We start from the raw sequence: 11,522 nt of genomic DNA, 5'->3' as shown, positions 1-11,522 counted from the left end.
CAGCTCAAGACTCTTGGGACGAAGCTGCAGGCCGGTTCTCAGGAGATCGACAACCAGAGGTCGATGCTGACCAAGGTCCTGGCCGGTACCCAGTGGCTGGGACCGGACGCGGAGAAGTTCCGCAACGAGTGGAACGGCGAGCACGTTGCCGCCCTCACCCGGGTGTCCCAGGCGCTGCAGCAGGCCAGCCAGCAGGCCAACCGCAACGCCACCGAGCAGGAAAGCGCCTCCTCGCGCTAGCCGGAACCCTCTCCAGACCAGCCCGGACGCAACCGCGTCCGGGCTGGTCGTTTAAAGCGGTTCGCTTGGCAGCCGGACCCGTCCCTCAGGGAACCGGCTCGACGTCGTTGGCGTGGTCGAGTTCGGCGGGCAGCCGGGCGGGGACGCGCAGTTCGTCCAGCCGGACCAGCACCACGCCGCCGACAATCAGCAGGCCGCCCAGGAGCTGGACGGGGCCCGGGAGTTCGCCCAGGAGCAGCCAGGCCCAGATGACGGCAAACAGCACCTCGGTGAGCGAGACGAAGGATGCCACCTTCGAACCGAGCGCCCGCGCGGCCACGACGCCGGAGACGTAGGCGAGCACGGTGGCAAGAATGACCAGCCCGAGCAGCGGCACCCACCAGGGCGTGACCCAGGCTCCGAGCCTGGTGTCGGCCGTGCTGGCCACCATCGGCAGCAGCCCCGTGGCCGCCGCCAGCCACATGACCAGCGCACCCACCATCAGGCCGCCGGAGGCCAGCACGATCGGCGGCAGCGTGTCATTCTCTTTGGCCGTGATGAAGAAGTAGATAGCCAGGCAGACGGCGGCCGCGATGCCCCACAACACGCCGACCACGTCGATCTTTACCGCCCCGGTCAGATCGAGGACCAGGACCAGGCCGGCGAGGGAAAGCAACGTTCCTGCCACAGTGAGGGGCCGCGGCCGTTTCCGGCTCGCCGCCCAGAGCCACAGCACAATGATCACCGGGGCGAGGTACTCGAGCAGGAGTGCGACGCCCACCGACAGCCGGGCGACGGCGTTGAAGTAGAACAGCTGGCAGGCGGCGACACCGATCAGGCCAAACAACAGCACGGTGAGCCAGTTGTCGCGGAGCTGGTGCCAGCGGCCGCGCAGGGCGAGAACGGCCGGGACGGCCAGGACCAGCGCGGCTCCGGTGAGCCGGGCGGTGACCGCGGCGCCCGGCGTCCAGCCGGTCTCCAACAGCGCCTTGGCGAAGGAGCCGGAAAGACCGAACACCGCCGAGGAAAACAGGGCCATTCCCAAGCCCGAGGCCAGGAAGCCCGGAGCGTCCGGCGTCGGCTTATCGGCGGGGCGGAGCTGTGGGCGGTTCTTGGCCGGAGCCCCGGCGGGGCGGCGTGCGGCAGACACGGGCTGCCTCCTGTCAGGAGTAAAGTTGGGTTATGGTCATGACAGTACGCCCGGGCGACGTAAGGAGTCAAGATGGTTTTTGCACCTGACACAGAGGTTGCGCTGCGCTCGGTGGTCGGCCTGATCAACACGGCGGCGAACGGGGAGGAAAGACTGGCCACCGTCGCGGACCTGGACCGCTTCCTCACCGCCGAGGGCTTCAGCGGTTCCCGGACCCAGGATGCCGCCGAGCTGGCCAGCGTGCACCGGCTGCGCGGCGAACTCGCCAGGCTGTGGCTGGCGGATGAGGGCACCGCCGTGGACACCGTCAACCGCCTGCTGCGCGAGGCCCACGCTTTGCCGCAGCTGATGAAGCACGACGGCTGGGACTGGCATCTGCACGCGACCACACCCGAGGCGCCGCTGGCCGACAGGATGAGCACCGAGGCCGCGATGGCGCTGGTGGATGTGATCCGCAGCAAGGAAATGGACCGGATGCTGGTCTGCGCCGCGGACGACTGCGACGCCGTCGTGCTGGACCTCAGCCGGAACCGTTCCAAGCGCTACTGCGATACCGGAAACTGCGCCAACCGCGCACACGTCGCGGCCTACCGGGCGCGGAAAGCGGCGTCCTAGCGGATGTCGCCGCGCTCGTCGGCGTCGGAGGACGGCTCGGCGGCGTGTCCGCCGAAGGACGAGGCCGGCTTCCTGGAGCTCAGGTTGACGCCGGAGCCCTTGCCGAGGTGCTCGGCGTTGTCCTTGTAGCTCATCGAGAGCATGGCCGCAATCACGAGGGTCACGATGAAGGCGATGCCGGCGCCGGTAAAGGCCAAATCGAAGCGGGGGGCCTTGGCGCTGCCCCCGGAGGCGAAGATCAGGACGGCGAAGAAGGCCAGCACTGCCCAGAACGCGGAGAACATAAGAGGACCCTTGACCGAAGTCCGCAGGCTGCGGCGTTCTCCTGAATTCTGTTCTGCCAAGGTGCTTTCCTCCTGCCGCCAACGCCGGCTTGGCGTGGCAGTCGTGATACTGCGGTTGTTCTACGCAAGGTAGAACCTGTTCCTACTAGTTTACGGCCTCGGCGGATACGTCCCGCGCATCATGGCGCAGGGTCAGCCCGGCCAGGGTCCACAGCACCCCGCTGATGATCGCGCCTCCGCCGGCCACGCCGAGCAGCGCGTGCGGGCCGAGGTCAATGAAGAACGGCAGCGCCACGGCGGCGCCCAACCCGATCACTCCGGAGGCGGTCCAGTCCCGTGCCAGGACGGAGCGGCGGCGCTCGGCCATGCCCAGGTAGAGCTCCGCGGCGCCAGCGAGACCCAGACCGAGGGCGCCGATGATGCCGAACACCAGGTTGCCGGGGAGCAGTGCCACGGCTGCGCCGGTTCCGGTCAGGACGGCCCCCGCGGCGGCCAGGACCTTGGCAGTCCGGCCTCCGTGCTGCAAACCGGTTTTCTTGACGCTCCAGAGCAGCACCAGCCCGGTGGCGAGCAGATAAAGGCCCCCGGCCCAGCCCATGCCGGCAACAGGGGGCGCTGCCCAGAAAACCGTCACGGCGCCGAACGCCAGCGCGATGGCGGCCCGGAGCAGCACGGGCTTCCACACGTCCGGGGCGGCGGGCAGGGCAGTCGAGGCTTGGGGGTCTGCGGGGAAAGTCACCTGCCCAGTTTAGTGGGTGCCTCCGTGGGCGCCGAGCAGCATCCACCGGTCCGTGCGCGCCCGCAGCCCGAGGGTGACGGCGCGGGCCAGCATGTAGCCCAGCGAGAAGGCCGCCCAGAGCCAGAGCAGCGCCGCACCGCCGGCGGTCCCGGACAGCCGGACCGCCAGCAGCAGCGGCAGGTAGACGGCAAGATTCACGACGCCGGCAATCGCCAGGTACCGCGCGTCCCCGGCGCCGATCAGCACACCGTCAAGGACAAAAACATAGCCCGCGATCGGCTGCCCGGCGGCCAGCACCCAAAGGGCGAGCGTGAGGGCCGACCGGACCCCGGCGTCGGGGGTGAACAGCTGCCCCGCCCACGGCGCCGCGGCGGCCAGCAGGAGTCCGGTCAGCACCCCGAAGCCGAGCCCCCAGCGGACCATGGTTCCAGTGAGCTCGCGCACCGCCGCCGGGCGGGAGGCGCCGAGTTCCTTGCCGATCAGGGCCTGGGCGGCGATCGCAAGGGCGTCTAGGGCAAAGGCCAGGAAGGTGAAGACGGTCATCGCGAGCTGGTGGGCGGCGAGGTTCACCGGCCCCTGGGCCGTGGCGACCACCACCGTGGCGAGGATCGCGATGCGCAGGCTGAGCGTCCGCAGCATCAGCCATGACCCCACCCTGGCCAGGGACCGGATGCCGCGCCAGTCGGGGATCAGGGTCACCCCGTGGTTGCGGGCATTGCGCTGCACCATCACGACGTAGACCAGGGCCATGGCCCACTGGGCAATGCTGGTGCCCAGGGCCGACCCGGTGACGGAGAGCTGCAGCCCATAGACCAGGAAGAGGTTCAGCACGATGTTTACGGTGAAGCCGGCGGCCGCCACGACCAGCGGAGTCCGGGTGTCCTGCAGGCCCCGCAGCACTCCGGTACCCGCGAAGATGAGCAGCATGGCCACCAGGCCCGGCATGGACCAGCGCAGGTAATCCACGGCAAAGGATCGCACCTCGCCGCGGGCGCCCATCAGGTCCAGAAGAGGTTCGGCGGCGAAGAACCCAGCCGCGGCGAGTCCGACGCCCAGCAGCAGCGCGAGCCAGACTCCATCACGCCCGGCCGCGAGTGCCCTGGGCAGCTGGCCGTTGCCGATCGCGCGCGCGACGGCGGGGGTTGTGGAATAGGCGAGGAACACCATCAGCCCCACCGCGGTATGCAGCACCGCCGAGGCCAGTCCCACGCCGGCAAGCTGGGCCACGCCCAGGTGCCCCACGATCGCGGAGTCTGCAAGCAGGAAGAGCGGCTCGGCGATCAGCGCCCCGAAGGCCGGCACGGCCAGGCGGAGGATTTCCCGACGCCGGGTTGCCGGCGGCGGAAGTGTTGCGGGAGTCGGGGCGGAGGCGGGCACGGAACCACCCTAGCGGCGTCGCACGGCTTCGCATTAGTTGACATTTCAACTATGCGCCGGAACACTTGAAGTTGAATCTTCAACTAAACCTGTGCGGGCTGCCATCTCCTGCAGCCCCCTGCCAGACGTTAGAACGGTATTTCCATGAACCAGCCCACGCTCACCACCACTGCCCGCATCATCCTGCGCGTCGTCACCGGATTCCTCTTTGCCGCCCATGGCTGGCAGAAATTCAGCGAGTTCACCATCCCGGGAACCCAAGCCGCGTTTGCCCAGATGGGCGTCCCGGCCGCCAACCTTGTCGCACCGGCCGTCGCCACGCTGGAGCTGGCCGGCGGCATTGCGTTGATCCTCGGCGTGCTCACCCGCGTGTTCGCCCTGCTGCTGGCGGTCGATATGCTGGGCGCCCTCTTCCTGGTTCATGCCTCGGCGGGAATATTTGTCGTTGCGGGTGGCTATGAGCTGGTGCTGATCCTGGCCGCCGCGGCCCTGGCCGTGGCGCTCGTAGGTGCTGGCAGGGTCTCTGTGGATGGGGCCGTCTTCGGCCGCACCGGCTCCAGGCTCAGCGCCTTGGCCTAGGCGCGGCAGCAGTAACAGCGTTCGACGGCGGGCGGTCACTTCTTGGTGGCCGCCCGCCGTTGTCCCCGGCCGCCGGCGCTGTACTGACAGCGGCGTCTGTGCCGGCGCCCGTGGCGGCGTCTGTGGCGGCCGGAGCCGGGTTTGTGTCGGGCGCCGGCGACGGTTCGGCGGACCGTCAGTACACTCGCTTCCATGAGCGAGATTTCCGCCAACGCCGTCACCCTGCGCTTCCTGGCCGCCCCCACGGACGTGGGCCACAGCGGCTCGGTGGACGCGGGCACGGTCCTGGAGTGGGTGGACAAGGCTGCCTATGCCGCCGCCGTCGGCTGGGCGAAGTCCTACTGCGTGACCGCCTATGTGGGAAATATCCACTTCGCGGATCCTGTCAACAGCGGCGACATGGTCGAAGTTACCGCAACCATCGTCTACACCGGCCGGTCCTCGATGCACATCCGCACCGTGGTCTCCTCCGGCGATCCCAAGGGCGGGCCGGCCACGATGCGCAGCCAGTGCATGGTGATCTTCGTAGCGGTGGGCGAGGACGGCAAGCCGATTCCGGTGCCGCAGTTCGAACCGACGACGCCGGCGGAAATTGAGCAGCGCGAGCATGCGCTGGCCCGTATCAAGGTCCGCGAGGACATCGTCGAAGCCATGAGCGGCCAGGAGTACACCGACGCCGGAACCGCCGAACGCGTCACGCTGCGGTTCATGGCCGCCCCCACGGATGTGAATTGGGGCGGCAAGGTCCACGGCGGAATCGTCATGAAGTGGATCGACGAGGCGGCCTACGTTTGTGCCTCGCGCTACTGCGGGAAGGACACAGTGGCGGTCTTCTCCGGCGGCGTGCGCTTCTACCGGCCGCTGCTGATCGGTCACCTGGTGGAGCTGGAGGCCCGGCTGGTCTACACGGGAACAAAGGGCATGCACATAGCCGTCCATGTCCGCTCCGGGGATCCCAAAGGGCACGAACTGAACCTCACCACGTACTGCCTGACCGTCATGGTGGCCCGCGACGAGAGCGGAACCTCGGTCCCGATCCCGCAGTGGGTTCCGGTGTCCGAGGAGGACAAGCGCCTGCACGCCCATGCCCGGGCGCTGCTCGAGATCCGGGGCCGGGCACCCGGAAACCGACTGCCCAACCACCTGCTCCCGAAGGCGCTGCCCTAGAAGCCCCCGCCGCCTGCGTCGCCCGCCATGTTGGCGAAGCGGGAGTAGTGGCCCTGGAATGCGACCACGATGTCCTTGGTGGGACCGTTACGGTGCTTGGCGATGAGGATGTCGGCTTCGCCGGCGCGCGGAGACTCCTTGTCGTAGACGTCTTCGCGGTGCAGCAGGATGACCATGTCGGCGTCCTGCTCGATGGAACCGGACTCTCGGAGGTCGGAGACCATGGGGCGCTTGTCCTGGCGCTGCTCGGAGCCACGGTTCAGCTGCGAGAGCGCGATCACCGGGACCTGGAGTTCCTTGGCCAGCAGCTTCAGGGCGCGGGAGAACTCCGAGACTTCCTGCTGGCGCGATTCGACCTTCTTGCCCGAGCTCATGAGCTGCAGGTAGTCGAGGATGACCAGCTTGAGGTCGTGTTGCTGCTTCAGCCGGCGGCACTTGGCGCGGATTTCCATCAGGGACATGTTGGGGCTGTCGTCGATGAACAGCGGAGCGTCGTTCATCCGGCCCATGGTGGTGGCGATCTTGGACCACTGCTCGTCCTTGATGGTGCCCTTGCGCAGATCCTGCAGCCCGATCGTGGCCTCCGCGGACAGCAGGCGCATCGCGATCTCGTTCCGCCCCATTTCCAGGGAGAACATGACGGTGGCGAGGTTGTTCTTGATCGCCGCGGAACGGGCGAAGTCCAGTGCGAAGGTGGATTTACCCACGGCGGGGCGCGCGGCGATGACGATCATCTGGCCGGGGTGCAGGCCGTGGGTCAACTCGTCGAGTTCGTAGAAACCGGTGGGGACACCAACCATGCCTTCGCCACGGTGCCCGGACGCTTCGATTTCATCCACGGTGGATTCCATCACGTCCTTGAGGACGACGTAGTCCTCGGCGGTACGTCGTTCGGCCACGGCGTAGACCTCGGCCTGGGCCTGGTTGACCAGGTCCTCCACCTCGCCGTCCTGCCCGTAGCCGAGCTGAACGATCTTGGTGCCGGCGTTGACCAGGCGGCGCAGGACGGCCCGTTCGGCCACGATTTCGGCGTAGTAGCCGGCGTTCGCGGCGGTGGGTACGGTCTGGATTAGCTCGTGCAGGTAGGCCGGGCCGCCGATCCGGTTGATTTCGCCGCGCTTGGTCAGCTCGTCCGAGACGGTGACGGCATCGGCGGGTTCACCGCGGCCGTACAGGTCGATGATCGCTTCGTAGATGGTTTCGTGCGCCGGGCGGTAAAAGTCCTGGCCGCGGAGGATCTCCACGACGTCCGCAATGGCATCCTTGGACAGCATCATGCCGCCCAGCACGGACTGCTCCGCGGGGATGTCCTGCGGCGGCTTGCGGCTGCCTTCGGCTCCCCGAGTGCCCTCGACCGAGTCCAGATGCGTAACTGACAAAACTGCCGTCCTTCATTGTGTGCCGGCGGAATGCTATTCGCCGGCGGCGCTTAGGCCATCTGTTGTAGTTCGTGTTGTGATGCCGTGTTGTGGTGCCGTGTTGTGATGCCATGGCGTTGATCCGGCAGGCCTCCACCGGTTCATTATTAGCAGCAGGCTCAGACACTTTGTCTGGCATCCGGGCTGCGGCAGTCCTGCTGAGCGGCACCGGCGGTAGCTTGCGGGGCCGCTGACCGCCTTATGCATAACCGCCTCATCCAAAACCCGCCTCGTCCACCACGCCGGACCGCCGCGGTTCGGCCGCAGGGGCAACCGCTGCGCCGCCGGAATGCAGCTTGCGGCGGTGGCCTGCGGCCGGGGCCGGATTTCGGTGCCGACAACCTGGTCTCCCGCTACGTTATCCCCCGATCGGGCCCGCACCAACCCGCCCAGCCGGCGTTCCTGTGGATAACTTGTGGACTACTGGCCCGTGCTTGTGCACAGCCTGTGGGAACCCCTGTGGATAGAAGAATTCTTTCACCCGTAATAGCTACCTGACCTGCGGAAACACCCGTTTTTACTTGTGGATGAAAAACTATTTTCGCCAAGCTTCATCCACAGCTTGCGGCTGGCGGCTGGGGATAGCGGCTGGCCGCATGGGCCACAGGAGTGGTCAAATATGCGAATTCTGTGATGCTTGTCACCCGGACGCCGGCAAATTGACGCTCGTGGGCACGGCCTGTATGCGACACCTCGAATATGCTGTGGATAACTGCTATCTGGCATAAGCTGTGGCCATGGGCGATGTCTTGATAGTCATACTGCCTGCCCTCATCCTCGCGGGCGTGCTGTGGGCAGTCGCCGCGGCATTGAAGCCGCGTAATTTCGGTATCTCCGACGCGGAGCGCTACCAGCTGGAATTGGCCATGCGCTCCCGCGCCCACTACGAGGCCCAGGTGAAGGCTGCCACAGCGGCCCGCGCCCGGGTGGATGCCGCGACCCGCCCCAGCCAGAACGAACAGCAGCAGTCGCAGCAGGCTGAGCACGCCCGCGCGGCCCTGCAAGGCGGCCGGGGCCCCTTTAGCGACAGGACGCAGCCGGGCTACCCCGGCGCGGTCCTGCCCGGCGGCCAGCTGAATCCCCAGTTCACGCTGCAGCTCCAGGCCCTGGCCCGGTCCGGCCACAAGGTCCAAGCCATCAAGCTGCTGAGGCAGGCCACCCACTCAGATCTTTTGACCGCCAAGAATTACGTAGATCGGCTGTAGTCCATGGAAGCCCTGCTAGTCCCCATCCTGATCCTCGTTCTCGTGGGCCTCGGCGTCGCAGTTGCCGCACGTGCGATCGGGCGCCGTCGGCCGCAAACTCCGCAGGACGCGTCGCCGCAGCCCGTCCGCAACTCAGCGGAGCTCGCCCGCACTGCCGCCGCGCGGCTGGATCAGGAGCAGCACCGGCGCCTATACGCCCTGATTGCCCAGGGTCAGGCGATGGCGGCCATCAAGCTGTACTTGGAAGCCACCGGCGAGGGCCTCCGGGCTTCCCGGGACGCGGTGGGCGCCCTGGCGGCCCACCCCCAGCCCTACCGTCCCCGGCAGGCGCCCGAGCAGCCCGCCCACGACGACGACGAGGACGCACCGCAGCGCTTTCCCTACCGTTACCGGGCGATCGCCAGCAAGGGCGACGTCACCCGCGAGGTCAGTAGCAATATGCTCAACGACGAGATTTACGGCCGGATCCGCACCCTGGCCAAGAGCGGCGACACCGAGGCAGCAGCGGCCGCGCTGACCCGGCACTCGGACATCTCCCTCAAGCAGGCCCAGGAGTTCATCGCACTGCTTGAGGAGTGAGGGGCGGAGGCGGACGCTAGAAGTCGAACAGCTCCCCCAGCCAGCCCTCCTTCTTCTTGGGCCGGCGTCGGTCGTCGTAGCGCGGCTGCTCGTAGCGGGGCCGGTCCCGGCGTTCGTCATGGCGGCGGTCGTCAAAGCGCCGGTCATCCGGTCGGCGGTCGTCCCGGCGCGGTTCCGGGGCGTAGAGCGGCGGCGGGATGTGTCCCGGGGGAGTCGGTGCCGCCGCCGGCGGTGCGGCTGGAGGAGACGGGGCGGAGGCGCCGAAGCCCTCCGCCGCACGGTCGATGATCTTGTCGAGCTCGCCGCGGTCCAGCCACACTCCGCGGCACTGCGGGCAGTAGTCGATCTCCACGCCGCTTCGTTCGCTCATTACCAGGTCTACGGAATCCACAGGACATTTCATGTCCCGAACAACGAACGGCGCACCGAATAAGTTCAGTTGCGGCCGGAGATCCCGGCGAGCAGCTGCTCGAACGGCAGCGACTCCAGCGGCGCCTGCTGCGGGCGCGGCTGCGCTCCTTCGAGCAGACCGGTGAACTCCCCTGCCGCCCGCTCAATCCTCGCGGAAAGCGGTGAGTCGCCGTCGCCGCTTGTTCCCCAGTCCTGCGGGCCTGCGAAGACGCCGGTGGCCGCGATCCGGGTGCGGAGGTAACTGAAGAGCGGACGCATGGCGTAGTCCAGCACCATCTGGTGCCGGTCGGTGCCGCCCGTGGCGCCCAGCAGGACGGCCTTGCCGTCCAGCGCCTTGGGATCCAGCACATCGATGAACGACTTGAACAGCCCGCTGTACGACGCACTGAAGACCGGGCTGACCGCGATGATGCCGTCCGAGGCCTCCACCCCGGCGATCACCTCCGCCAGGCGCGGCGCGGCGTAGCCGGTCACGAAGTTGTTGGCGATCTCAACGGCCAGGTCGCGCAGTTCCACGACGTCGACGCTCACGGAGTAGCCGGCCGCGGCGAGCTGGCGTTCAGCGGAGGCCGCCAGTTGGTCTGCGAGCAGGCGGCTCGACGACGGGACGCCGAGTCCGGCGGAGATAACGGTAATGCGGCGGCTTTCCACGGTGTGCTCCTGTAGCTGGTCCACGGTTTCGGTAACTATATGCATTTGCATCTACCTGTAGAAGGGTCGGCCGGCCCCCTTTATTCCCTCCCCCGCTGCTCTATCACTTCGGGCCCTTTTGACCGCCGAATAGCAGCCATATCTGACAGAGCAACGACGGCTCCCCGCGCCACTTAGAGCAGGACAAATCCCTCGATGCAGCTCATCGAGTTCCCGCCGACCCAGACGTCGTCCCCCGTCGTCTCGATGTAGACCCGGCCGGCGCGGCCCAGCACGGTCCCTTGGGCCGCAAGGTAGGACTCCGGCGCCCGGCCGGCTCCGATCAGCCACTGGGCCGCACCGGCGTTGAAGCTGCCCGTGACCGGGTCTTCCGCGGCCGCGTCTCCGGGGATGAAGGTGCGTACCTCAAAGCCGACCTCGGATCCGGCGGGATGGGGGCCGATCACGCCTACCTTGAGTCCGGCCATTGCGGCGAAGTCGGGCCGGATGGCCAACACCTGCTCCGCGGAGTCCAGCAGCACTCCGATCCATTCCGGGCCGTTGACGAGCCAGGACGAGTCCAGGAGCGCCTCCCGGGGCATCTGCAAGCCGGCTGCGATGCGGGCGAGATCCGTCTCGGCCACCGGTCCGGAGCGGGTCAGCGGCGGGGCGGCAAAGGCCAGGCGGCCGCCGTCGCGCTTGACCCGGACCAGCCCGGCCGCGCATTCCTGGACCAGGACTCCGTCGTGCAGCGGGACTCCGCCCGCCTCGAGCCAGGCATGGGCCGAGCCGAGGGTGGGATGGCCGGCGAAGGGAAACTCTTCGCTGCCGGTGAAGATCCGCACCCGGTAGTCGGCGTCGGGGTGCGTGGGCGGCAGCAGGAACGTGGTCTCGGAGAGGTTGGTCCAGTTGGCAAACCTCTGCATGGCGTCGGCGTCGAGGTCCCCGGCGTCGAGGACGACGGCCAGCGGATTCCCGCGGTACGGTTCGGCGCTGAAGACGTCCACCTGGGTGAAGGGGCGGAGACGGGGTGCGGTAGTCGGAGTCACTGCCGAAGGCTATCACCGGCACCCCGCCGGGCTGGCAACGCAGAAGGCCCCCGCGTCCGGCTTCCCAAAGGAATCCGGACGCGGGGGCCTCCCGGCAGTT

At 67.9% G+C, this 11,522-nt stretch carries 14 protein-coding genes; 6 read left to right on the top strand and 8 right to left on the bottom strand.

Going from position 1 to position 11,522, the window contains the following annotated elements; genetic code table 11:
• Positions 1–240, top strand: a 240-nt coding sequence (locus AB4Y91_RS14755) for a hypothetical protein (RefSeq protein WP_441419175.1), incomplete at its 5' end; no start/stop codon positions are given.
• A gap of 85 nt (positions 241–325) precedes the next feature.
• On the opposite strand, the gene AB4Y91_RS14750 is transcribed toward AB4Y91_RS14755, so the two are convergent.
• Positions 326–1,258, bottom strand: coding sequence for an EamA family transporter (locus AB4Y91_RS14750; RefSeq protein WP_441419184.1), 933 nt, complete (start codon positions 1,256–1,258; stop codon positions 326–328).
• Between the two features lie 183 nt (positions 1,259–1,441).
• Here AB4Y91_RS14750 and AB4Y91_RS14745 point away from each other — a divergent pair, with 183 nt between their 5' ends.
• Complete coding sequence (locus AB4Y91_RS14745) at positions 1,442–1,984, top strand: CGNR zinc finger domain-containing protein (protein WP_441419174.1); 543 nt, start codon at positions 1,442–1,444, stop codon at positions 1,982–1,984.
• On the opposite strand, the gene AB4Y91_RS14740 is transcribed toward AB4Y91_RS14745, so the two are convergent.
• The 3 genes from AB4Y91_RS14740 to AB4Y91_RS14730 form a co-directional block, all read right to left on the bottom strand.
• Positions 1,981–2,328, bottom strand: coding sequence for a hypothetical protein (locus AB4Y91_RS14740; RefSeq protein WP_441419173.1), 348 nt, complete (start codon positions 2,326–2,328; stop codon positions 1,981–1,983). The genes AB4Y91_RS14745 and AB4Y91_RS14740 overlap by 4 nt on opposite strands.
• A gap of 85 nt (positions 2,329–2,413) precedes the next feature.
• Positions 2,414–3,007 (bottom strand): hypothetical protein, encoded by a 594-nt coding sequence (locus AB4Y91_RS14735; protein WP_441419172.1) that lies wholly within the window; start codon positions 3,005–3,007, stop codon positions 2,414–2,416.
• Between the two features lie 9 nt (positions 3,008–3,016).
• Complete coding sequence (locus AB4Y91_RS14730; protein ID WP_441419171.1) at positions 3,017–4,384, bottom strand: MATE family efflux transporter; 1,368 nt, start codon at positions 4,382–4,384, stop codon at positions 3,017–3,019.
• 144 nt (positions 4,385–4,528) lie between these two features.
• On the opposite strand from AB4Y91_RS14730, the gene AB4Y91_RS14725 reads away from it, so the two are divergent.
• Both AB4Y91_RS14725 and AB4Y91_RS14720 read left to right on the top strand, forming a co-directional pair.
• Entirely contained in the window at positions 4,529–4,963 is a 435-nt protein-coding gene (locus AB4Y91_RS14725) for a DoxX family protein (protein WP_441419170.1), read from the top strand.
• A gap of 192 nt (positions 4,964–5,155) precedes the next feature.
• Positions 5,156–6,130, top strand: coding sequence for an acyl-CoA thioesterase (locus AB4Y91_RS14720; RefSeq protein WP_441419169.1), 975 nt, complete (start codon positions 5,156–5,158; stop codon positions 6,128–6,130).
• Here AB4Y91_RS14720 and dnaB read toward each other — a convergent pair.
• Positions 6,127–7,509 (bottom strand): replicative DNA helicase, encoded by a 1,383-nt coding sequence (gene dnaB, locus AB4Y91_RS14715; protein ID WP_175323067.1) that lies wholly within the window; start codon positions 7,507–7,509, stop codon positions 6,127–6,129. The genes AB4Y91_RS14720 and dnaB overlap by 4 nt on opposite strands.
• Positions 7,510–8,285: 776 nt before the next feature.
• Here dnaB and AB4Y91_RS14710 point away from each other — a divergent pair.
• Entirely contained in the window at positions 8,286–8,753 is a 468-nt protein-coding gene (locus AB4Y91_RS14710; protein ID WP_441419168.1) for a hypothetical protein, read from the top strand.
• A 3-nt stretch (positions 8,754–8,756) separates the two neighbouring features.
• Positions 8,757–9,332, top strand: a complete 576-nt coding sequence (locus tag AB4Y91_RS14705; RefSeq protein ID WP_441419167.1) for a hypothetical protein — start codon at positions 8,757–8,759, stop codon at positions 9,330–9,332.
• 16 nt (positions 9,333–9,348) lie between these two features.
• Here AB4Y91_RS14705 and AB4Y91_RS14700 read toward each other — a convergent pair whose 3' ends face one another.
• From AB4Y91_RS14700 to AB4Y91_RS14690, 3 genes are all read right to left on the bottom strand, one after another.
• Positions 9,349–9,735, bottom strand: coding sequence for a zf-TFIIB domain-containing protein (locus tag AB4Y91_RS14700; RefSeq protein WP_441419166.1), 387 nt, complete (start codon positions 9,733–9,735; stop codon positions 9,349–9,351).
• 32 nt (positions 9,736–9,767) lie between these two features.
• A complete protein-coding gene (locus tag AB4Y91_RS14695; RefSeq protein ID WP_441419183.1) occupies positions 9,768–10,394 on the bottom strand; it encodes an FMN reductase in 627 nt (208 codons plus the stop codon).
• A 173-nt stretch (positions 10,395–10,567) separates the two neighbouring features.
• Positions 10,568–11,422 carry a PhzF family phenazine biosynthesis protein gene (locus tag AB4Y91_RS14690; RefSeq protein ID WP_441419165.1) on the bottom strand — a complete coding sequence of 285 codons (855 nt, stop codon included), beginning with the start codon at positions 11,420–11,422 and terminating at the stop codon, positions 10,568–10,570.
• Positions 11,423–11,522 lie beyond the last annotated feature (100 nt).

Source organism: Arthrobacter sp. YAF16 (assembly GCF_052113385.1).
GTDB lineage: Bacteria > Actinomycetota > Actinomycetes > Actinomycetales > Micrococcaceae > Arthrobacter.
The sequence above is the reverse complement of the archived record's forward strand: the minus strand, read 5'-3'. Positions and strand labels throughout refer to the sequence as shown.